Consider the following 21,194-nt stretch of genomic DNA (forward strand, 5'->3'; position numbering starts at 1 on the left):
CACCGGCGCATCGCGCGGAACGTTACCGTATCGCGATCAGATGACCACTTCGACGCCCTCGCCGGGTGCTTTACCTGACACCCGTTCGGATTCCAGGGCCTGCTGGAGAATCACGACGGCGGCCGCCTGGTCGATGACGGCGCGGCCCTTCTTCGACCTCACGCCCGAGGCCCGCAGCCCCTGACTGGCCGTCACGGTCGTCATCCGCTCGTCCACCAGGCGGACCGGCACCGGCTCGATGCCCTTGGCCAGCTCCTGGGCGAAGGCGCGGACCTTGACCGCGGCCGGGCCCTCGCCCCCTTTGAGGGAGCGAGGGAGGCCGACGACGACCTCGATCGGTTCGTACTCCTCCACCAGTTGACGCAACCGGCGGTGGGCGGCGGGGATGTCCCGGCCGGGGACGGTCTCCACCGGGGTGGCGAGGATCCCGTCGGGGTCGCACGAGGCGACCCCGATCCGGGCGTCCCCGACGTCGATCGCAAGCCGACGTCCTCTGCGCATGGTCCGGCCGTCCTACTTCGCGGTCTCGGCGACGAGCCGCTCGACGGCGTCGACGGCCTCGCCGACGGCGGCCGGGTTCTGGCCGCCGCCCTGGGCGACGTCCGGCTTGCCGCCACCGCCGCCGCCGAGGGTCTTGGCGGCCGTACGGACCAGGTCACCGGCCTTGAGACCGCGCTCGCGGGCGGCGTCGTTGGTGGCGATGACCGTCAGCGGCTTGCCGTTGTTCACCGTGAACAGGGCGACCACGGCGGCCCGGCCGCCCTGGATGCGGCCGCGTACGTCGAGGACCAGCTTGCGCAGGTCGTCCGGGGTGGTGCCGTCCGGGACCCGGCCGGTGACAAGAGCGATGCCCCGCACGTCCTTGGCGGACTCGGCGAGACCGGCGGCGGCCTGGAGCACCTTCTCGGCGCGGAACTTCTCGATCTCCTTCTCGGCGTCCTTCAGCTTGCCGAGCATGGCGGAGACCTTCTCCGGCAGCTCCTCCGGGCGGCCCTTGAGCAGCTCGGTGAGCTGGTTGACGACCGTGTGCTCACGGGCGAGGAAGTGGTAGGCGTCCACGCCGACGAGGGCCTCGATACGGCGCACACCGGAGCCGATGGAGGACTCGCCGAGCAGCTTCACCAGGCCCAGCTGGGCGGTGTTGTGCACGTGCGTGCCGCCGCACAGCTCCTTGGAGAAGTCGCCGATGGTCACGACCCGGACCCGCTCGCCGTACTTCTCGCCGAACTCGGCGATGGCGCCCTGCTTCCTGGCGTCGTCGATGCCCATGACCTCGGCGCGTACGTCGAGGTCGCGGGCGAGCACCTCGTTGATCTTCTGCTCGACGTCGGTCATCACGGCCGTCGGGACGGCGGACGGGGAGCCGAAGTCGAAGCGGAAGCGGCCCGGCTGGTTCTCCGAGCCGGCCTGGGCGGCCGTCGGGCCGAGGGCGTCGCGCAGGGCCTGGTGGGTCAGGTGGGTGGCCGAGTGGGCACGGGCGATGGCCGTGCGGCGGCGGGCGTCGATGGAGGCGTGGGCCTTGGCCCCGACGGTCACCTCGCCGACCTGGACGACGCCCTTGTGGACGTACACGCCCGGCACCGGCTTCTGGCAGTCGCGGACCTCGATGACGGCACCGGAGTCGACCTTGATCTTGCCGGTGTCGCCGATCTGGCCGCCGCCCTCGGCGTAGAACGGGGTGCGGTCGAGGACGACCTCGACCTCGTCGCCCTCGGTGGCGGCCGGGGAGGAGACGCCGTCGACCAGGATGCCGACGATCGTGGACTCGCCCTCGGTGTCCGTGTAGCCGATGAAGTCGGTCTCGCCGGCGCTGTCGGCGATCTCGCGGTAGGCGCCCATGTCGGCGTGGCCGGTCTTCTTGGCCTGGGCGTCGGCCTTGGCGCGCTCCCGCTGCTCCTTCATCAGGCGGCGGAAGCCGTCCTCGTCCACGGACAGGCCCTGCTCGGCGGCCATCTCCAGGGTGAGGTCGATCGGGAAGCCCCAGGTGTCGTGGAGCAGGAACGCCTTGTCGCCGGGCAGCACGGTGGAGCCGGCCTGCTTGGTCTCGGTGACGGCGGTGTCGAGGATGTTGGTGCCGGCCTTGAGCGTCTTGAGGAAGGCATTCTCCTCGGCGAGGGCGACCTTCTCGATGCGCTCGCGGTCGGTGATCAGCTCGGGGTACTGCTGGCCCATCATGCCGATCACGGTGTCGACCAGGTCCTTGACGACCGGGCCGGTGGCACCGAGCAGGCGCATGTTGCGGATGGCGCGGCGCATGATGCGGCGCAGCACATAGCCACGGCCCTCGTTGCCCGGGGTGACGCCGTCGCCGATGAGCATGGTGGCGGTGCGCATGTGGTCGGTGACGACACGCAGGGCCACGTCCGAGGCGTGGGCGTCGCCGTAGCGGACGCCGGTCAGCTCGGTGGCCTTGTCGATGACGGCCATCGAGGTGTCGATCTCGTACATGTTCTGCACGCCCTGCAGAATCATGGCGAGCCGTTCGAGGCCGAGGCCGGTGTCGATGTTCTTGCTCGGCAGGTCCCCGAGGATCTCGAAGTTGTCCTTGCCGATGCCCTCGCCGCGCTCGTACTGCATGAAGACGAGGTTCCAGATCTCCACGTACCGCTCGTCGTTGACGGCGGGGCCGCCCTCGACGCCGAAGTCGGGGCCGCGGTCGTAGTTGATCTCGGAGCAGGGGCCGCACGGGCCGGGGACGCCCATGGACCAGTAGTTGTCCTTCATGCCGAGGCGCTGGATGCGCTCCTTCGGCACGCCGACGACCTCGTGCCAGATGCGCTCGGCCTCGTCGTCGTCCTTGTAGACGGTGATCCACAGGCGCTCCGGCTCCAGGCCGTAACCGCCCTTGTCCTGGGGCGTGGTGAGCAGCTCCCAGGCGAACTTGATGGCGCCTTCCTTGAAGTAGTCGCCGAAGGAGAAGTTGCCGCACATCTGGAAGAACGTGCCGTGGCGCGTGGTCTTGCCGACCTCTTCGATGTCGGGCGTGCGCACGCACTTCTGCACGCTGGTGGCGCGCGGGAACGGCGGCTTGACCTCACCCAGGAAGTAGGGCTTGAAGGGCACCATGCCGGCGGGGACGAGGAGCAGAGTCGGGTCGTCCGCGATGAGCGACGCCGAAGGGACGACGGTGTGCCCGCGCTCCTCGAAGAAGCTCAGCCAGCGGCGGCGAATCTCGGCCGACTCCATCAGTGGTCCTCATTCCGGTTGTACGAGTACGTCGTGGGTTCGACGTACTTCGGCTTGCTGCGGTTGTTCTCGATGGCGGCGAACCGCCGGGCGGCGGGGAGTTCCGGGCTCTCCTGGATGCCGAGCGCCTCCTCCAGCTCGGCCTCCCGCTGCGCCATGTTGTCCCGGACGTCGAGCGCGAAGCCGACCGCGCGGTCCTTCAGCCGCTGACCGGTCTCCAGGGCCTTGTTCGCCGCGGTGGCGGCCAGGCTCTCCGGGGTCAGCTGCTTCAGCTTGCGGTTGACCTTGGTGGTGGCCCACACTCCGGCGGCGACACCGGTGGTGAACCAGAACGTACGGCGGAACATCGCTCGGTCTCAGTCCTTACTTCCGCTTGCGTCGTGCGGCGGGGACCGTCCGGCCCACGATCACGGTACGCCGGGGCGACTTTGCGGGCACGTCCTCCTTGCGGCCGCCCAGCGCCCGGCGGACGCCGTAGCCGAAGGCCGCGACCTTGACCAGCGGGCCGCCGAAGGTGGAGGCGACGGTGCTCGACAGCGCCGAGGCGTTCGAGGTGACCTCCTGGACGTCGGTGGCGATCGCGTCGACCCGGTCGATCTGGGTCTGCGCGGACCGTACGGCCTGGGAGGCGTCGGCGAGCAGCGGCACCGCCTGGTCGGTCACGTCCGCGACGAGCTTGGTGGTCGCCTTGAGCGTCTGGGCCAGCCTCGCCAGTGCAACCGCGAGGAAGGAGACCAGGATCGCCCAGAAGACGGCCACCAGGATCCCGGCCACCTCTCCACCGGACACTGTGCGCACCCGCTCCCTGAAACGTGCCTGAGCATCGAAAAAGTAGTGCCCCGAGCCTATCGCGCCGGGGCAAAGGCTCCGTACCGGATTAGCTGTCGGCGGGCGCGAGTTGCGGGAAGCGATTGTACGGAATGCACACACTTCAGTACGCTCCGTGTCCTATGCGAGGTCCTTACAGCCCCGGTTCCTGGACGGAGGGCGATCCGCCCCTCGAACTCACCGCTTTCGTCGGGCGCACGGCCGAGCTGGCCGAACTGACGGCGGCGCTCGGCCAGGGCCGCCTGGTGACCGTGACCGGCGTGGGCGGGGTCGGCAAGTCCCGGCTGGCCGAGCGGGTGGCGGCGGGGTGGGCGTCCGGCGCCGCGGCGGGTGGCGTGCCCGCGGCGCGCCGGGGGCGGGTGGAGCTGGCGCCCGTGCGTGATCCGCAGTTCGTGGAGTACGCGGTCGCGGAGGCGCTGGGGCTGACCGACCACACGGCCCGGACGCCCCGGGAGATGCTGCGGGACCACCTGTCCGGCCGCCGGGCCCTGCTGGTGCTGGACGGGTTCGAGCACTTGGTGGACGCCTGTGCCGAGCTGGTGGCGGAGCTGCTGCGCAAGCTGCCGGAGCTGCGGGTGCTGGCCGTGGGCCGGCGGCCGCTGGGCCTGGCGGGCGAGCGGCTGTACCCGCTGGCGCCGCTCGGCGAGGACGAGGCGGTGGAGCTGTTCACGGACCGGGCCCGGACGCAGGGCACGCCGGTGGCCGACGGCGCCGAGGTGCGTGAGATGTGCCGCCGGCTGGAGGGGATCCCGCTGGCGCTGGAACTGGCCGCCGGGCGGCTGCGGGCCCTGTCCCCGGCCCAGCTCCTGCAGCGGCTGGACGACCGGTTCCGGCTGCTGACGGGCGGCGGCCGGGACGCCCTCCCCCGGCACCAGACGCTGCGCACGGCGATCGGTTGGAGCCACGAGCTGTGCACGCCCGCCGAGCGGCTGCTGTGGGCACGGCTGTCGGTGTTCGCGGGGACCTTCGACCTGGAGGCGGCCGAGTACCTGTGCAGCGGGGAGGGGCTGCCCGCGGAGGAGGTCCTGGATGTGCTGTCGGAGTTGCTCGCCCAGTCGGTCATCGCCCGCGAGGAGGCCCCGACGGGCCCGCGCTACCGGATGCTGGACACCGTCCGGGCCTACGGCGCCGAGTGGCTGGAGGCGACCGGGGACGCGGGCCGGCTGCGCAGACGGCACCGCGACTGGTACCTGGGCCTGGCGACCTGGTGCGAGCTGGAGTGGTTCTCGCCCCGGCAGCGGGAGGTGGCCGCGCGGGTCGAGGCCGAGCTGCCGAATCTGCGGATCGCGCTGGAGTTCTGTATGACCGAGCCGGAGGAGGCCCATCTGGGCCAGCATCTGGCCGGTTCGCTGTGGTTCTGCTGGGTGGGCTGCGGCCGGCTCGCGGAGGGACGGCGCTGGCTGGAGCGCAGCGTGGGGCTGGAGTCCGCGTACGAGCGGTCCCGGCTGAAGGCGCTGTGGGTGCTCGGCTATGTGGCGATCCTCCAGGGCGACACCGTGCCGGCGCTGCGGGCGCTGCGGGCCTGCCGGGAGCAGGCGGAACGCTCGGCCGACCCGACGGCGGTGGCGTACGCCGAGCACCGCACCGGCTGTCTGGCCCTGGTCACGGATGACATGGCCCGCGCAGAAACGCTGCTGCGGTCGGCGCTGCACCGCTACCAGGAGATCGGCGAGCTGAACAGCAACGTCCTGATGGGCCAGGTGGAGCTGGCGATGGCCCGGGCGTTCCAGGGGGATCTGGCGGACGCGGTGCGGCTGTGCGAGGACGTGCGCCGGGTGTGCGAGGACCACGGGGAGCGGTGGGCGCGGTCGTACGCGCTGTATGTGCTGGCGTACGCGGCCTGGCTGGACGGGGATCCGGCGGGCGCGCGGGAGCTGCTGGCGGACTGCCTGCGTAACGCGCACGCCTTCCATGACCTGCTGGGCTCGGTGCTGACGATCGAGCTGCTGGCGCTGGTGACGGTGACGCAGGGGGATGCGGCGGAGGCGGCGGTGCTCCAGGGCGCCGCGGGGCGGCTGTGGCCCTCGGTGGGGCTGCGGCTGTTCGGTTCGGCGTACTACAACGCCCCGCACGAGCAGTGCGAGGCGGCCGCACGGCAGGCGCTCGGGGAGGCCCGGTACGCGGAGTGCCTGCGGGAGGGTGCCGGGCTGGACCGGGAGGCGGCGGTGGCCCGGGCGCTGCGGGACCGGGAAGCAAGGCCGCTGGGGGCGCTTCCGGCGCCGCGCGGGCCGTTGGCCGGGCGGGCCGGCGAGGCCGGGAGGCGGGACGAGCCCGGGGCGGAGGGCGAAGCCGGAAGGCAGGGGGAAACCGGGAAATGCGGTGGGACCGGGAAACGCGAACCCGCCGCCTCGCCCACCCGGAAGGGCGGGGAGACGGCGGGCTGAGGTGCTACGCCGGGGCTGGGGTCAGCGGGCGTAGTACTCGACGACGAGCTGCTCGTCGCAGATCACCGGGATCTCCTTGCGGTTCGGCTCGCGGTCCAGGCGGAACGCCAGGGCCTTGAGGTTCACCTGGAGGTAGCGCGGGGTCTCGCCATCGGGAGCGAAGCCACCCTCACGGGCGATCTGGAAGAGCGTCTTGTCCTTGGAGCGGTCGCGAACCTGCACGACGTCGTCCGGGCGGACGCGGAAGGACGGCTTGTCGACCTTCTGGCCGTTGACCTGGATGTGGCCGTGGACGACCATCTGGCGGGCCTGGTAGATCGTGCGGGCGATGCCCGAACGCAGGACCAGCGCGTCGAGACGGCGCTCGAGCTCGATGATCAGGGCCTCACCGGTCTTGCCCTGGACCTTGGAGGCACGCTCGTAGGCGCGGACGAGCTGACGCTCGGACACGTCGTACTGCGCACGCAGGCGCTGCTTCTCCAGCAGACGGACCTTGTAGTCCGAGTTCTGCTTGCGGCCACGGCCGTGCTCGCCCGGCGGGTAGGGGCGGGCCTCGAAGTACTTGACGGCCTTCGGGGTCAGCGCGATGCCGAGGGCACGCGACTTCTTGACCTTGGGGCGGGACTGATTCGCCACTTGTGTGTCTCTTTTCCTGTGTTTCCGGCTTGTCAGGGTTACGGAGGTCGCATCCGCAGCCGGGAAAACCCGTCGGGTCCGCGAGGGACCTGCCGGGCAGCCGCTTCCCTGGTCTGGGCACATACGTGCAGCACGCGAGTGGCCCACCGACCGATCCCGAGGTTCCGGGTGGTGGTGGGCTGCCCGCGACACCGTTCGACGGTGCGCGACGCTCCCTGGAGTCGGTCCGCTGGGGACCGGATCTCCGGCTGACCGTCCCGCTCTGACAGCACGGGACACAGCACTTCGAAGCAGTTTACAGGGCGCTCAGGACCTCTTGCGACCGAGGTGTCTGCGGGTCCACTCCACGGCGTCCGCGTATCTGGCCTCCGCTCCGTGCCGGCCCGGCGCGTAGTACTCGCGGTCCTTCAGGGCGTCCGGGGCGTACTGCTGCCGGGCGATGCCCTCGGGCAGGTCGTGCGGGTACACATACCCCTGGGCGTGGCCGAGCTTGGCGGCGCCCTGGTAGTGCCCGTCGCGCAGATGCGGCGGCACCGGGCCGGCCAGGCCCTTGCGTACGTCCTCCAGGGCGGCGCCGATGGCGGTGGTCGCCGAGTTGGACTTGGGGGCGAGGGCCAGGGCGATCGTGGCGTGGCTGAGGGTGAGGGCGGCCTCCGGGAAGCCGATCATGGCCACGGCCTGGGCGGCGGCGACCGCGATGGGCAGGGCGTTCGGGTCGGCCAGGCCGATGTCCTCGCTCGCGGAGATCATCAGGCGGCGGGCGATGAACCGGGGGTCCTCGCCGGCCTCGATCATGCGGGCCAGGTAGTGCAGGGCCGCGTCGACGTCGGAGCCGCGGATGGACTTGATGAGGGCGCTGGCGACGTCGTAGTGCTGGTCGCCGTCGCGGTCGTACTTCAGCGCGGCCCGGTCGACCGTCTGCTCCAGCGTCCGGAGGCTGATCTCGCTCTCGCCCTGGTCCAGGGCGGACCCGGCGGCGGCCTCCAGGGCGGTCAGGGCCCGCCGGGCGTCGCCGCCGGCGATCCGCAGCAGGTGGTCCTCGGTGTCCTCGGGGAGGCCGACGGCGTCCTTCAGCCCGCGCTCGTCGGCGAGGGCGCGCCGGAGCAGTCCGCGGATGTCGTCGTCGGTGAGCGGTTCCAGGGTGAGCAGGAGGGAGCGGGAGAGCAGCGGGGAGATCACCGAGAAGTACGGGTTCTCCGTGGTGGCCGCGATCAGGGTCACCCAGCGGTTCTCCACCGCCGGGAGCAGGGAGTCCTGCTGGGCCTTGCTGAAGCGGTGGATCTCGTCCAGGAAGAGGACGGTCTCCTTGCCGAAGCCGCCGCTGGCGCGGCGGGCGCCGTCGATGACCGCGCGGACCTCCTTGACGCCCGCGGTGATCGCGGACAGCTCCACGAACCGCTTGTCGGTCGCCTTCGAGACGACGTACGCCAGGGTGGTCTTGCCGGTGCCGGGCGGGCCCCAGAGGATCACCGAGGACGGTCCGGCGGGGCCGCCGGAGCCCTCGCCGACCAGGCGGCGCAGGGGCGATCCGGGCTTCAGCAGATGCTGCTGGCCCACGACCTCGTCGAGCGTGCGCGGGCGCATGCGCACCGCCAGGGGACTGGCCGCCGGGTCCTTCTCCTGGCGTTCTTCTGCTGCGGCGGTGAAGAGGTCGGGTTCCACGCTGAAACCCTAGAACACCGCACCGACAATCCCATCCGGGCGGTCAGCTGGTCCAGAAGTCCCACCAGCGGGTGAGGACCAGCATGCCGATGACGCCGACGTGCAGGACCGGCAGCACCCAGGTGAACTCGCCGAAGAAGGACTTCAGCCCGCGCGGGGACGGCAGGAAGTCGTTGCGGATGTTGAACGAGGTCACGTACCAGAACATGGTGATCGTGGCGATCCAGGCCAGCGAGCACCACAGGCACAGCGCGTTGATCCGGTACAGGGACTGGTACTGCAGCCAGGTGCAGAACGCGACGCCGAAGAGGGTGCCGAAGTTGAAGGTCAGCCAGTACCAGCGCGGGAACCGGGCGCGGGCCAGCAGGCTCATGCCGACGCAGATGACGATGCCGTAGCACACCAGGCCGAGCATCGGGTTGGGGAAGCCGAAGGCGGCGGCCTGCTTGCTCTCCATGACGCTGCCGCAGGAGACCACCGGGTTGAGGCTGCAGCCGGGGGTGAAGGTCTTTCCGGCGGCCTTGGCTTCCAGCAGCTTGAACTTGTCGATCGTGATGACCCAGGCGGCCAGCAGACCGGCCGCGCCGGTGATCACCAGCAGGATGGCAAAAGCACGGCTGCCGGCCACCGCGCGCGGGGCGTCGGCGGCACGCTCCGGACCGGGCTCCGCGGAGACGCCTTTGACTGTCATCTTGCTCATCACGCCGATTCCGTCTGCTCGAGAGTCGGACCTTCTTCGGGCAGGGGCCATTGTGCCGCACACGCGGCCCCGTCCACCGTTCGCTGGACATAAGAAGGTACGCACGGTCGTCCCGGAGCGTTCGGTTCCCGCCGTGGCCGTATGCCGGAGCGGCTGGGTGCCCGGCGGTCCTCGCGACAGGGCCCCGGCCTTCGGACGTGGTCCCGGCACTCCACACGATTCACTCGGACGAGTCGAGAGCGCGTCCCCGCCGGTACGACCGCCCTCCCGGCCGGGAATGTGTCCGCCGTACCACCGCGATTGGAGAAGTGCATGTCACAGGAGAATCCCGTCGAGACGCACCCGACGACGGACGCCGACGAAGAGCTGCTGGAGCGCGTGCTGGCCGCGGGCGGGGCGGCGGCCGCGTCCGAGCACGAGGAGAGCATGAGCGAGGTGCGCCCGGCACAGGGGTCCGGCGTTCCCGCTCGGCTCGACGGCCGCCCCGCCGCCCGCAGGAAGCCGGAATCGGAGTAGGAGTGACACCATGGCGCTGACCTTCAGGAACAACTACCACCAAACCATCTGGGCGATGGTCGAGCGGCACCAGCCCAACTGCTCCGACGGCAGCAACTGGCTGAAGGAGGGCTGGTGGCGCATCGACCCGGGGCAGTCCGCGGTCGTCTTCGCCGGCAGCGCCGTCGGCGTGAACCCGATCTGGTACGGCTACGCGTACGCGTCGGACGGGACGGAATGGCGCGACCAGTACCAGGAGCTGGTCCCCAGCCACGTCTTCGAATGGTGCGCGAACACGGCCGACACCAGCTCACGGCAGATCCTCATGCACGAGATCGTCGTGAGCAAGCCCAACCACACGCACAACTTCAACGCCTAGCAGGCACGGGCCGGGGTCAGGGCTCGCGCGGACGGACGGATGGGGCGGAGAGCCGGGCACGCCCGCTCCCCGCCCCGACCGCCTCAGCCCAGCCGGGACTCCAGCTCCGCCACGATCTCGTTGACGCCGATGGCCGTCTGCTCGCCGGACGCCATGTCCTTGAGCTGGACGACGCCCTCGGCGAGGTCGCGCTCGCCGGCCACGACCGCGTAGCGGGCCCCGCTGCGGTTGGCGTTCTTCATGGCGCCCTTCAGCCCCTTGCCGCCGTACGCGAAGTCCGCCGCGATGCCCACCTTGCGCAACTCGGTGACCTTCGCGAACAGCACCCGGCGGGCCTCCTCGCCGAGCGGCACCGCGTAGACGCTGGTCGAGGACGGGATGTCCAGCTCCACACCCTCGGCCTCCAGGGCCAGCACCGTACGGTCCACGCCGAGGGCCCAGCCGACGGACGGCAGCGCGGGGCCGCCGATCATCTCGGACAGGCCGTCGTAGCGGCCGCCGCCGCCCACGGCGGACTGGGAGCCCAGACCGTCGTGCACGAACTCGAACGTGGTGCGGGTGTAGTAGTCCAGGCCGCGCACCAGCTTCGGGTCGTCCTCGAAGGCCACGCCCGCCGCCGTGATCAGGGCACGGACCTCCTCGTGGTACGCCTTGCAGGCGTCGCAGAGGTAGTCGCGCAGCAGCGGGGCGTCCCCGAGCTGCTTCTGGACCGACTCCCGCTTGTCGTCCAGGACGCGCAGCGGGTTGATGTCGACCCGGCGGCGCGTGTCCTCGTCCAGGTCCAGGCCGCGCAGGAACTCCTGGAGCGCGGCCCGGTACACCGGCCGGCACTCCTTGTCGCCCAGGCTGTTCAGCAGGATGCGGAAGTTCCTGAGGCCCAGCGAGCGGTAGGCCTGGTCGGCCAGGATGATCAGCTCGGCGTCCAGCGCCGGGTCCTCGGCGCCGATCGCCTCGGCGCCGACCTGGGAGAAGTGGCGGTAACGGCCCTTCTGGGGGCGCTCGTAGCGGTAGTACGAGCCCGAGTACCAGAGCTTGACCGGGAGGTTGCCCGACTTGTGCAGGCTGGCCTCCAGGGCCGCGCGCAGCACGGAGGCGGTGCCCTCGGGGCGCAGTGCGAGCCTGTCGCCGCCCTTGGTCTCGAAGGCGTACATCTCCTTGGTCACGATGTCGGTGGACTCGCCGACACCGCGCGCGAACAGCTCGACGTTCTCGAAGCCGGGTGTCTCGATGTAGCCGTAGCCGGAGTTGCGCAGCGGTGCGGCGATCGCCTCACGGACGGCCAGGTACGTGGCGGAGTCCGGCGGGATCAGGTCGTACGTGCCCTTGGGGGCCTTGAAGGTGCTCACGGAAGGTCTCGTCACATTCCTCGTCGGGGAGCGTCCGCGCTGCCGCGCTCCTGGCGGCCTGCGGCCACTTGCCGCAGATACGGGTTGGTGGCGCGCTCCTGGCCGATGGTCGTCTGGGGGCCGTGGCCGGACAGCACCACGGTCGAGTCGTCGAGCGGCAGGCACACGCGGGCCAGCGAGTCGAGCATCTCGGCCATGTCACCGCCGGGCAGGTCGGTGCGTCCGATGGAGCCGGCGAAGAGCAGATCGCCCGAGAAGAAGACCGACGGGATGTCCGCGGTCTCGGGCATCTGGAAGGTCACCGACCCCTTGGTATGGCCCGGCGCGTGCGCGACGGAGAACTCCAGCCCGGCCAGCTCCAACTGCGCGCCGTCGGTCAGCTCCTTGACGTCGTCCGGCTCCCCCACGGTCAGCTCGCCCAGCAGCGGCATGCCGATGGAGCGGCCGAGCGCCTTCCCGGGGTCGCTCATCATGTACCGGTCCTCGGGGTGGATCCAGGCCGGTACGTCGTGCGCACCGCAGACGGGGACGACGGAGGCCACGTGGTCGATGTGGCCGTGGGTGAGGACGACGGCGACGGGCTTGAGCCGATGCTTCTTCAGCGTTTCCTCGACGCCTTCGGCGGCCTGGTGGCCGGGGTCGATGATCACGCACTCCTCACCGGCGGCGGGGGCGACGAGATAACAGTTCGTCCCCCAGGCCCCGGCGGGGAACCCGGCAATGAGCACGATCGTCCTTCGTTGTGTCGACTGCAAGCGGCTTCAGCTGTTGTCAGAGCCTACCGGCGCTGCCGTTTCCTCAGCGAACCCATATACGGTACGGGGCTACACGCAGCGGTCGGATCACGAGGACGCAACGCGTACCGCCCGACACACGACACGCATGAGGAGAAAACCCGGTGGTCAGCCAGGAGCAGCGGCGGCGTCAGCTCGCCCGGGAGAAGTTCTTGCGGCAGCAGCAGCGGCGCACCCAGGCACGGCGCAAGGCCCGCCTGCGCAACTCCGTGATCGCGTCGGTACTCGGCGTGGTCGTGATCGGCAGCGTCGCCCTGTACACGACCGGCGTGCTGAAGGACGACGACAAGAAGGCCAACGCGAGCGCCGAGACCACGCCGAGCGCCACGCCGACCAGCAAGGCCCCGGACCCGTGCGAGAAGGCGGCGGCCGGCTCGGTGAAGAAGCTGAGCTGGAAGAAGGAGCCGGCGATGACGATCGACACGTCGGCGACGTACACGATGAAGCTCGCGACGACCTGCGGTGACATCGGCATCGACCTGAAGACGTCGGCCGCCCCGCACACGGTGAACTCGTTCGCCTTCCTCGCGGGCAAGGGCTACTTCGACCACACCAAGTGCCACCGGCTCACCGTCGAGGGGATCTTCGTGCTCCAGTGCGGCGACCCGCAGGGCACCGGTATGGGCGGCCCCGGCTACACGCTCCCGGACGAGAACCTGAAGGACAAGAGCCTGAAGGCCAACACGTACCCGGCGGGGACGGTCGCGATGGCCAACACCGGCCAGAAGCACACCGGCGGCAGCCAGTTCTTCCTCGTCTACAAGGACAGCCCCCTGCCGCCCCAGTACACCCCGTTCGGCACGGTCGACGCGGCGGGCATGAAGGTGCTGAAGAAGGTCGCCGACGCCGGCGCGCAGGCGGCCGACCCGACCACCGGCAACACCGCTCCCAACGCCACCGTGGTGATCGACAAGGCGACCGTCACGAAGTCCTGACGACGCCGTACGTCCGAGAACGGCCAACTGCGGAATTTCGGTCGCGCTGGATGCGGACAGGCAACCCGCTGGTCGCCTATGTTGGCCGTGACGAAACTGTGGACGATGCCCGGGGGGCTGACGCCCCCCGCAGGCATCATGTGGAGGAGGCGCTGTGAGCAGCGACCCGTGGGGCCGCGTCGACGAGACGGGGACCGTGTACGTGCGTACGGCCGACGGCGAGAAGGTCGTCGGTTCCTGGCAGGCCGGCTCCCCTGAGGAGGCGCTGGCCTACTTCGAGCGCAAGTACGAGGGCCTGGTTGTCGAGATCGGCCTCCTCGAGAAGCGAGTGCAGACCACCGACCTGTCGGCGAAGGACGCCCAGGTCGCCATCGGCCATCTGCGCGAGCAGGTGGACGCGCACCACGCGGTCGGCGACCTGGACGCGCTGCGGGGCCGGCTGGACAAGCTCGTGGCGACCGTCGAGGCGCGCCGCGAGGAGCGCAAGGCGCAGCGGGCCAAGCAGTCCGACGAGGCCCGCAAGTCCAAGGAGGACCTGGTCGCGGAGGCCGAGCAGCTGGCGCAGTCCGACCAGTGGCGGGCCGCGGGGGAGCGGCTGCGGGCGCTGGTGGACACCTGGAAGGGGCTGCCGCGCCTGGACCGCAAGTCCGACGACGAGCTGTGGCACCGCTTCTCGCACGCCCGGTCGGCGTTCTCCAAGCGCCGCAAGGCGCACTTCGCGCAGCTGGACGCGCAGCGTGAGGAGGCCCGCCGGATCAAGGAGCGGCTGGTCGCCGAGGCCGAGGCGCTGTCGGGTTCGACGGACTGGGGTCCGACGGCCGCCCGGTACCGGGAGCTGATGGCGGAGTGGAAGGCCGCGGGCCGCGCCCAGCGTGAGCACGAGGACGACCTGTGGAACCGCTTCCGCGGTGCCCAGGACGTGTTCTTCGCGGCGCGCAGTTCGGTGTTCGCCGAGCGGGACGCGGAGCAGTCGGAGAACCTGAAGCTGAAGGAGGAGCTGGCCGAGGAGGCCGAGAAACTCCTGCCCATCGGCGACCTGAAGGCCGCCCGTGCCGCCTTCCGCTCGATCAACGAGCGCTGGGAGGCCATCGGTCACGTCCCGCGGGACGCGCGGCCGAAGGTCGAGGGCCGGATGCACGTCGTCGAGCGGGCGATCCAGGAGGCCGAGGAGGCCGAGTGGCGCCGCACGAACCCGGAGGCACGCGCGCGTGCCGAGGGTCTGACCGGTCAGCTCCAGGCCGCCGTGGACAAGCTCCGGGCCCAGATCGAGCAGGCGCGCGCCCAGGGCAACAACGCCAAGGCCGACAAGCTGGAGCGTGAGCTGGAGGGCCGCCAGGCGCTGCTGGACCAGGCTCTGAAGGGCCTTCAGGAGTTCGGCGGCTGAACACCTCACCGCGCATGTGAGAGGGCCCCGTACGCGCGTACGGGGCCCTTTGCGTGGCCCGCCGGTGCGGGCCCGCACGCGGGCTCTACGACCGAGTGCGTCCCGAGGTCACGCGATAGACGTCGTACACGCCCTCCACGCCCCGGACGGCCTTCAGGACATGGCCGAGGTGCTTGGGGTCGCCCATCTCGAACGTGAACCGGGAGGTGGCCACCCGGTCGCGGGACGTCTGGACGGCCGCGGAGAGGATGTTGACGTGCTGGTCGGACAGCACGCGCGTGACGTCCGACAGCAGGCGGGAGCGGTCCAGCGCCTCGACCTGGATGGCCACCAGGAAGACCGAGGACTGGGTGGGCGCCCACTCGACGTCGAGGATCCGCTCCGGCTCCCGGGACAGTGAATCGACGTTGACGCAGTCGCTGCGGTGAACCGATACACCGCTACCGCGCGTGACGAAACCGATGATCGGGTCGCCGGGCACGGGCGTACAGCAGCGGGCCAGCTTGACCCACACGTCGTCGACGCCCTTGACGACGACGCCGGGGTCGGCGCTGGAGCGGCGCTTGCGGCCGCGGCTGCGGGACGGCGGGACCGTCTCGTCGATCTCATCGGTGGCGGCCTCCTCGCCGCCGAGGGCCTGCACGAGCTTCTGCACGATGTGCTGCGCGGAGACATGGCCCTCGCCGATCGCCGCGTACAACGCGGAGATGTCCGAGTACCGCATCTCGTGCGCGAGCGTGACGAGGGAGTCGCCGGTGAGAATGCGCTGGATCGGCAGGTTCTGCTTGCGCATGGCCCGCACGATGGCGTCCTTGCCGTGCTCGATCGCCTCGTCCCGGCGCTCCTTGGAGAACCAGGCCCGGATCTTGTTGCGCGCCCGGGGCGACTTGACGAAGCCGAGCCAGTCGCGGGACGGACCGGCGCCGGGTGCCTTGGAGGTGAAGACCTCCACCAGGTCGCCGTTGTCCAGGGTGGATTCGAGCGGTACGAGGCGGCCGTTGACCCGCGCCCCTATGGTGCGGTGGCCGACCTCGGTGTGGACGGCGTACGCGAAGTCCACCGGGGTCGCGCCGGCGGGCAGCGCGATGACGTCGCCCTTGGGGGTGAAGACGAAGACCTCGTTGCGGGACAGGTCGAAGCGCAGGGACTCCAGGAACTCACTGGGGTCCTCGGTCTCCTTCTGCCAGTCCAGCAGCTGCCGCAGCCACGCCATGTCGTTGATGGCGTCCTTGTCCTTGCCGGACGCCTTCGGCACGTCGGTGCGGACCTTGGAGGCGCCGGCGACGGCCTCCTGCTTGTACTTCCAGTGCGCCGCGATGCCGTACTCGGCGCGGCGGTGCATGTCGAAGGTGCGGATCTGGAGCTCGACCGGCTTGCCGTTGGGCCCGATGACCGTCGTGTGCAGCGACTGGTACATGTTGAACTTGGGCATCGCGATGTAGTCCTTGAACCGGCCGGGGACCGGGTTCCATCGCGCGTGTACCGTGCCGAGCGCCGCGTAGCAGTCGCGGACCGTGTCCACGAGGACACGGATGCCCACCAGGTCGTAGATCTCGGCGAAGTCGCGGCCCCGCACGATCATCTTCTGGTAGACGCTGTAGTAGTGCTTCGGGCGGCCGGTGACGGTCGCCTTGATCCGGGCGGCCCGCAGGTCGGCCTGGACCTCGTCGGTCACTATGGCCAGATACTCGTCACGCTTCGGCGCCCGCTCGGCCACCAGCCGTACGATCTCGTCGTACATCTTGGGATAGAGGATCGCGAACGCGAGGTCCTCCAGCTCCCACTTGATGGTGTTCATGCCGAGGCGGTGGGCGAGCGGAGCGTAGATCTCCAGCGTCTCGCGCGCCTTCTTCTCCTGCTTCTCGCGCTTGAGGTAGCGCATGGTGCGCATGTTGTGCAGGCGGTCGGCGAGCTTGATGACCAGGACGCGCGGGTCCTTGGCCATGGCGACGACCATCTTGCGCACGGTCTCGGCCTGCGCGGCCTCGCCGAACTTGACCTTGTCCAGCTTGGTGACGCCGTCCACGAGCAGGGCGACGGTGTCGCCGAAGTCGCGGCGCAGCTGGTCGAGGCCGTACTCGGTGTCCTCGACGGTGTCGTGCAGCAGCCCGGCCATCAGGGTGGCCGGGTCCATGCCCAGCTCGGCGAGGATGGTGGTGACGGCGAGCGGATGCGTGATGTACGGGTCGCCGCTCTTGCGCTTCTGACCGCGGTGCCAGCGCTCGGCGACCTGGTAGGCCCGCTCGATCTGGCGCAGGGTGGCGTTCTCGATCTTGGGGTCGTTGCTGCGCACTATCCGCAGCAGCGGCTCCAGCACCGGGTTGTACGGGTTCGCGCGCTGGACGCCGAGGCGGGCGAGGCGGGCCCGGACGCGGTTGGAGGAGCCGGTGCGGCCGGGCTGGACGGCCGGCGGGCGCACCACGGGCGGCTGTACCGGGCGCTCGGGTGCCTGCGGTCCGCCCGCCCGGGCGGAGTCGGCAGCGGGCGACGGCTTGGGACGCGAGGACTCGGCGCTCTTCTCGACGGGCGCGGACTGGGCGCGCTCGACCGTCCCGCGGGTGTCGTTCTTCACCTGCGAAGCGCTCGGCGCGGGCTTCGCCGCTGCAGCCGAGGCGGGCTCGGGCTTGGCGGCGGTCAGTGGCTGGGCCTCGTCTGGCAAGAGGGCTCCTCGTGCGCGATCCGGGTCCCCCGGTCAGGCTCCGGAGACCCCATGGTAGCGATCCTGCGACCGGTCATCGTCTCCAGACTGCTGTGAGGACCGTGTACCCATGCAACGCACGAGGCAGCCGCGGGATTCCATCAGGTGTCCTCGGAGGGTTCTCCGGTGTGCGGCAGGTGTCCGTACGCCGACGGCCGCCCCGGTGTTCCCGGGGCGGCCGTCGCGCTGTGCGGATCCGTCAGACCTGTCAGACCTGGAGGAGGGCCTCAAGCGGAGCCCCGCCGAGGGCCTGCTCCAGGCGGGCCCGGCCGCTCAGGAAGCCCAGCTCCATCAGGACCGCGAGGCCGCAGACCTCGGCGCCCGCGCGCTGGATGAGCTGGATCGCGGCCTCGGCGGTACCGCCTGTGGCCAGGACGTCGTCCACGATGAGGACGCGGTCGCCGGCGGCCAGGTCCTCCGCGTGCACCTCGATCTCCGCCGAGCCGTACTCCAGGTCGTAGGCCTGGCGCAGGGTGGCCCCGGGCAGCTTGCCGGCCTTGCGGACCGGGATGAAGCCCAGGCCCGCGCGGACGGCGACCGGGGCGCCGAGGATGAAGCCCCGGGCCTCCAGCCCGACGATCTTGGTGGCGCCGGTGTCCGTGGCGATGTCGGCCAGCGCGTCTGTGAGGGCGGTGAAGGCCGCCGGGTCGGCCAGGAGCGGGGTGATGTCCTTGAACATCACGCCCGGCTCCGGGTAGTCGGCGACGTCGCGGATGCGGCTGAGCAGCAGCTCCTGGATGCCGGTCATCGGCGCTTCCCCGAGGTCCGGCCGCGGCCCCGGCCGCGGGAGGCGGGCTGGTTGCGCGGGCCCACGACGGCGGGGGCGGCGTCGTCGGAGTCGTCACCGGCGGTGGCGCGGGCCTCCGTGGGGTCCTCGTCCGCCGTGGCCTGGGCGCGTTTGGCCAGTACCCGCTTGGTGAGGGCCTTCATCGCCGGCTCGCGCTCCTTGAGGTCGGCGACGAGCGGCGTGGCGATGAAGATCGAGGAGTAGGCACCGGCCGCCAGGCCGACGAACAGCGACAGGGAGATGTCGTTGAGCGTGCCCGCGCCGAGGAAGCCGCCGCCGATGAAGAGCAGACCGGCGACCGGCAGCAGGGCGACGACCGTCGTGTTGATGGAGCGGACCAGCGTGCCGTTGATCGACCGGTTGGCGATGTCGCCGTAGGTGAAGCGGGTCTGCTTGGTGATGTCCTTCGTCTGCTCCTTGAGGCTGTCGAAGACGACGACCGTGTCGTAGAGCGAGTAACCGAGGATGGTCAGCAGACCGATGACCGTGCCGGGCGTGACCTCGAAGCCGACCAGGGCGTAGATACCGGTCGTGATGGTGATGTCGTGGATCAGCGCGACGAGCGCCGCGATGGCCATGCGCCACTCGAAGGCGATCGCCAGGTAGATCACCACGAGGACCATGAAGATCGCCAGGCCCTCCCAGGCCTTGTTGGCGATCTGCTCGCCCCAGCTCGGGCCGACCAGGTCGGCGGCGAGCTTCTCCGGGTCGAGGTTCAGGTCCTCGGCCAGCTCCTGCTTGATGCGGTCGGACTGGTCGGTGTCGATGCCGGCGATCTGGATGCGCAGGCTGCCGTTGCCGAGCTTCTGCACGATCGCCTGATGGGCGGAGGCGTCCTCGGCGTACTCCTCCGCCTTGGCCACCGACGTGCTCATCTTCGTGGGCGTCGTGAAGACGGCGCCGCCCTGGAACTCGATGCCCATGTTCAGGCCGCGCACCGCCAGGCCGACGATGGCCGTGATGGTGATCAGAATCGAGATGCCGTACCAGATCTTGCGCTTGCCGACGAAGTCGTAAGAGATCTCGCCGCGGTGCAGTCGAGCGCCGAGGTTACCGAGTTTCGACATCGCTCACGCCTCCTTCGGGTCGACAGGGCCGGCGACGGGGCCGGCGGGACGGCGGGTGCGGCGCAGCGGCGGCTTGGCACCCAGGCTCTTCGGGTCGAGGCCGGACCACTTGTGGCCGTTCGCGAAGAACTTCCGGCGGGCGAGGAGCGTCATCAGCGGCTTGGTGAAGAGGAAGACGACGACCACGTCGAGCAGGGTGGTCAGGCCCAGCGTGAAGGCGAAGCCCTGCACCTTGCCGACGGTGACGATGAACAGCACGGCGGCGGCGAGGAACGACACGAAGTCGGAGACGAGGATGGTGCGCCGGGCGCGCGGCCAGGCCCGCTCGACGGCGGGGCGCAGCGAGCGGCCCTCGCGGATCTCGTCCCGGATGCGTTCGAAGTACACGATGAACGAGTCCGCGGTGATGCCGATGGCGACGATGGCGCCGCAGACGGCCGGCAGGTTCAGCGCGAAATTGATGGCCGGGCCGAGCAGCGTCATGATCAGGTAGGTGAGGATCGCGGAGACCAGCAGCGAGGCCATGGCGACGACCGACAGGCCTCGGTAGTAGACCACCAGGTAGATCACGACCAGCGCGAGACCGATGGCGCCGGCGAGCAGACCGGCGCGCAGCTGCTCACCGCCGAGCGCGGCGGTGACGGTGGTGACGGACTGCTCCTGGAAGGACAGCGGCAGGGCGCCGTACGACAGCATGTTGGCGAGGTTCTGCGCCTCCTCCTGCTTGAAGCTGCCGGAGATCTCCGCCTGGCCGCCGGTGATGGCCTGCTGCACGAACGGGCTGGAGACGACCTCGCCGTCGAGGACGATGCCGAACTCGTTCTGCGGCCGCTGGTTCTTGGCCAGCTCGCCGGTGATGTCGGCGAACTTCTTGGCACCGCCGCCGGTGAAGGTCATCTGCACCTGCCAGCCGGAAGCTCCCTGGGTGTCGAAGACGGCCTGCGCCTTCTTCACCTCGGTGCCGTCCACGGCGGCCGGGCCGAGCAGGTACTTGAACCAGGCGCCGTCGATCTCGCCGCACGCCACGGTGGGCTGGCCGGGCTTGGCGTCCTTGCCGGCCTTGGCGCGGTCGGTGGGCTTGGTGCAGTCCAGGGCCGCGTACTGGGCCTGGAGCTTCTTGGAGTCCGTGGTCGAGCCGCTGCCCGACGACGCCGACGGGGTGGCCGACGGCGTGCCGCTGCCGGAGGCGGAGCTGCTCGGCGAGGGGGTGGAGCCGGCCTTCTTCAGCGCGTCGGTGACGGCGCGGCCCTGGGAGGTCGCCGTGGCCGTGGGGGACGCGGTGCCGGACGAGGACGCTTCCTCCTCGGAGGAGGCGCTCGAGGACGGGCTCGTGCTCGGCTTCGGCGAGGAGCTGCCGCTGGAGGAGGCGCTCGGCGAGGGGCTCTTCCCGGCCGGGCCGCTGGGCTCGCTGGCCAGGACCGGCCGGAAGTACAGCTTGGCGGTGGTGCCGACCTGTGCCTGGGCCTCCTTGGAGTTGGTGCCCTTGGGGATGTTGACGATGATGTTGTCGTTCCCCTGGGTCTGCACCTCCGCCTCGGAGACGCCCAGTCCGTTGACACGGCGGTTCATGATGTCGACCGCGGTGTCCATGTTGGCCTTGTTGATCGCGGACCCCTGGTCGGCCTTCGCCTTGAGCGTGATGCTCGTGCCTCCGGCGAGGTCGATGCCGAGACGCGGGGTGGTGTGCCCGGAGAGGAACATCCCTCCGGTGAGCGCCACGATGGCGATCAGGATGAGGGCCAGCGAGCGCCCTGGCTTGCTCTGGGCGCTCGCGCTTCGGCCCCTCTTAGGTGCTGCCACCTTCTCGTACTCCCTCTCGGGCCGCCCCGCGCCCGGTCGGCGCGGTCGGCCATGACATGGTGTCGGGCTCCCGTGCGGGAAACAGACGCGCCCGGGATGCGCGGGGCGCCATC

General features: G+C 70.5%; 18 protein-coding genes. 5 read left to right on the forward strand and 13 right to left on the reverse strand.

What is annotated here, in order from left to right; translation table 11 throughout:
• Positions 1-36: 36 nt before the first annotated feature.
• From ruvX to ACZ7DL_RS14110, 4 genes are read right to left on the reverse strand one after another with little or no spacing between them, the layout of a single operon-like run.
• Positions 37-501 (reverse strand): Holliday junction resolvase RuvX, encoded by a 465-nt coding sequence (gene ruvX / locus ACZ7DL_RS14095; RefSeq protein WP_470774250.1) that lies wholly within the window; start codon positions 499-501, stop codon positions 37-39.
• A 12-nt stretch (positions 502-513) separates the two neighbouring features.
• A complete protein-coding gene (gene alaS / locus ACZ7DL_RS14100) occupies positions 514-3,186 on the reverse strand; it encodes an alanine--tRNA ligase (RefSeq protein WP_470774251.1) in 2,673 nt (890 codons plus the stop codon).
• Positions 3,186-3,533 (reverse strand): hypothetical protein, encoded by a 348-nt coding sequence (locus ACZ7DL_RS14105; RefSeq protein WP_470774252.1) that lies wholly within the window; start codon positions 3,531-3,533, stop codon positions 3,186-3,188. Before ACZ7DL_RS14105 ends, alaS begins: the two co-directional genes overlap by 1 nt.
• Before the next feature lie 16 nt (positions 3,534-3,549).
• Positions 3,550-3,984, reverse strand: a complete 435-nt coding sequence (locus ACZ7DL_RS14110) for a DUF948 domain-containing protein (RefSeq protein ID WP_470774254.1) — start codon at positions 3,982-3,984, stop codon at positions 3,550-3,552.
• Positions 3,985-4,136: 152 nt separating this feature from the next.
• Here ACZ7DL_RS14110 and ACZ7DL_RS14115 point away from each other — a divergent pair, with 152 nt between their 5' ends.
• Positions 4,137-6,398, forward strand: coding sequence for an ATP-binding protein (locus ACZ7DL_RS14115; protein WP_470774256.1), 2,262 nt, complete (start codon positions 4,137-4,139; stop codon positions 6,396-6,398).
• A gap of 21 nt (positions 6,399-6,419) precedes the next feature.
• Here ACZ7DL_RS14115 and rpsD read toward each other — a convergent pair whose 3' ends face one another.
• From rpsD to ACZ7DL_RS14130, 3 genes are all read right to left on the reverse strand, one after another.
• A complete protein-coding gene (rpsD, locus tag ACZ7DL_RS14120) occupies positions 6,420-7,034 on the reverse strand; it encodes a 30S ribosomal protein S4 (protein WP_066996810.1) in 615 nt (204 codons plus the stop codon).
• Between the two features lie 306 nt (positions 7,035-7,340).
• Positions 7,341-8,696 (reverse strand): replication-associated recombination protein A, encoded by a 1,356-nt coding sequence (locus ACZ7DL_RS14125; RefSeq protein WP_470774258.1) that lies wholly within the window; start codon positions 8,694-8,696, stop codon positions 7,341-7,343.
• A 43-nt stretch (positions 8,697-8,739) separates the two neighbouring features.
• Positions 8,740-9,396, reverse strand: a complete 657-nt coding sequence (locus ACZ7DL_RS14130; protein WP_470774259.1) for a vitamin K epoxide reductase family protein — start codon at positions 9,394-9,396, stop codon at positions 8,740-8,742.
• A 312-nt stretch (positions 9,397-9,708) separates the two neighbouring features.
• Between ACZ7DL_RS14130 and ACZ7DL_RS14135 the strand changes: the two genes are divergently transcribed.
• Together ACZ7DL_RS14135 and ACZ7DL_RS14140 are read left to right on the forward strand one after the other, a co-directional pair.
• Complete coding sequence (locus ACZ7DL_RS14135; RefSeq protein WP_470774260.1) at positions 9,709-9,912, forward strand: hypothetical protein; 204 nt, start codon at positions 9,709-9,711, stop codon at positions 9,910-9,912.
• A 10-nt stretch (positions 9,913-9,922) separates the two neighbouring features.
• Entirely contained in the window at positions 9,923-10,270 is a 348-nt protein-coding gene (locus ACZ7DL_RS14140; RefSeq protein ID WP_470774261.1) for a DUF1036 domain-containing protein, read from the forward strand.
• An 83-nt stretch (positions 10,271-10,353) separates the two neighbouring features.
• On the opposite strand, the gene hisS is transcribed toward ACZ7DL_RS14140, so the two are convergent.
• Positions 10,354-11,616, reverse strand: coding sequence for a histidine--tRNA ligase (hisS, locus tag ACZ7DL_RS14145; RefSeq protein ID WP_470774262.1), 1,263 nt, complete (start codon positions 11,614-11,616; stop codon positions 10,354-10,356).
• Positions 11,617-11,627: 11 nt separating this feature from the next.
• Entirely contained in the window at positions 11,628-12,344 is a 717-nt protein-coding gene (locus tag ACZ7DL_RS14150) for an MBL fold metallo-hydrolase (protein ID WP_470774264.1), read from the reverse strand.
• A 170-nt stretch (positions 12,345-12,514) separates the two neighbouring features.
• Between ACZ7DL_RS14150 and ACZ7DL_RS14155 the strand changes: the two genes are divergently transcribed.
• Together ACZ7DL_RS14155 and ACZ7DL_RS14160 are read left to right on the forward strand one after the other, a co-directional pair.
• On the forward strand, positions 12,515-13,345 hold the full coding sequence (locus ACZ7DL_RS14155; protein ID WP_470774265.1) for a peptidylprolyl isomerase: 831 nt from the start codon (positions 12,515-12,517) through the stop codon (positions 13,343-13,345).
• Positions 13,346-13,499: 154 nt separating this feature from the next.
• Complete coding sequence (locus ACZ7DL_RS14160) at positions 13,500-14,729, forward strand: DUF349 domain-containing protein (RefSeq protein WP_470774267.1); 1,230 nt, start codon at positions 13,500-13,502, stop codon at positions 14,727-14,729.
• A gap of 85 nt (positions 14,730-14,814) precedes the next feature.
• On the opposite strand, the gene ACZ7DL_RS14165 is transcribed toward ACZ7DL_RS14160, so the two are convergent.
• The 4 genes from ACZ7DL_RS14165 to secD all read right to left on the reverse strand — a co-directional run bounded on the left by ACZ7DL_RS14165 (position 14,815) and on the right by secD (position 21,081).
• Positions 14,815-17,388 carry a RelA/SpoT family protein gene (locus ACZ7DL_RS14165; RefSeq protein WP_470774268.1) on the reverse strand — a complete coding sequence of 858 codons (2,574 nt, stop codon included), beginning with the start codon at positions 17,386-17,388 and terminating at the stop codon, positions 14,815-14,817.
• 247 nt (positions 17,389-17,635) lie between these two features.
• On the reverse strand, positions 17,636-18,175 hold the full coding sequence (locus ACZ7DL_RS14170; RefSeq protein ID WP_470774270.1) for an adenine phosphoribosyltransferase: 540 nt from the start codon (positions 18,173-18,175) through the stop codon (positions 17,636-17,638).
• The gene (secF, locus tag ACZ7DL_RS14175) at positions 18,172-19,281 is read right to left on the reverse strand and encodes a protein translocase subunit SecF (protein ID WP_470774272.1); all 1,110 of its coding nucleotides are present in this window, start codon (positions 19,279-19,281) and stop codon (positions 18,172-18,174) included. Before secF ends, ACZ7DL_RS14170 begins: the two co-directional genes overlap by 4 nt.
• Positions 19,282-19,284: 3 nt before the next feature.
• Positions 19,285-21,081 carry a protein translocase subunit SecD gene (gene secD / locus ACZ7DL_RS14180; RefSeq protein WP_470774274.1) on the reverse strand — a complete coding sequence of 599 codons (1,797 nt, stop codon included), beginning with the start codon at positions 21,079-21,081 and terminating at the stop codon, positions 19,285-19,287.
• Between the last annotated feature and the right edge of the window lie 113 nt (positions 21,082-21,194).

Source organism: Streptomyces sp. NPDC036984 (assembly GCF_055607665.1).

What these genes read in the sequence shown, in the direction of transcription:
- ruvX (WP_470774250.1), bottom strand. Translation starts at nt 501, where the DNA reads ATGCGCAGAGGACGTCGGCTTGCGATCGACGTCGGGGACGCCCGGATC.
- alaS (WP_470774251.1), bottom strand. Translation starts at nt 3,186, where the DNA reads ATGGAGTCGGCCGAGATTCGCCGCCGCTGGCTGAGCTTCTTCGAGGAG.
- ACZ7DL_RS14105 (WP_470774252.1), bottom strand. Translation starts at nt 3,533, where the DNA reads ATGTTCCGCCGTACGTTCTGGTTCACCACCGGTGTCGCCGCCGGAGTG.
- ACZ7DL_RS14115 (WP_470774256.1), top strand. Translation starts at nt 4,137, where the DNA reads ATGCGAGGTCCTTACAGCCCCGGTTCCTGGACGGAGGGCGATCCGCCC.
- ACZ7DL_RS14130 (WP_470774259.1), bottom strand. Translation starts at nt 9,396, where the DNA reads ATGAGCAAGATGACAGTCAAAGGCGTCTCCGCGGAGCCCGGTCCGGAG.
- ACZ7DL_RS14135 (WP_470774260.1), top strand. Translation starts at nt 9,709, where the DNA reads ATGTCACAGGAGAATCCCGTCGAGACGCACCCGACGACGGACGCCGAC.
- ACZ7DL_RS14140 (WP_470774261.1), top strand. Translation starts at nt 9,923, where the DNA reads ATGGCGCTGACCTTCAGGAACAACTACCACCAAACCATCTGGGCGATG.
- ACZ7DL_RS14170 (WP_470774270.1), bottom strand. Translation starts at nt 18,175, where the DNA reads ATGACCGGCATCCAGGAGCTGCTGCTCAGCCGCATCCGCGACGTCGCC.
- secF (WP_470774272.1), bottom strand. Translation starts at nt 19,281, where the DNA reads ATGTCGAAACTCGGTAACCTCGGCGCTCGACTGCACCGCGGCGAGATC.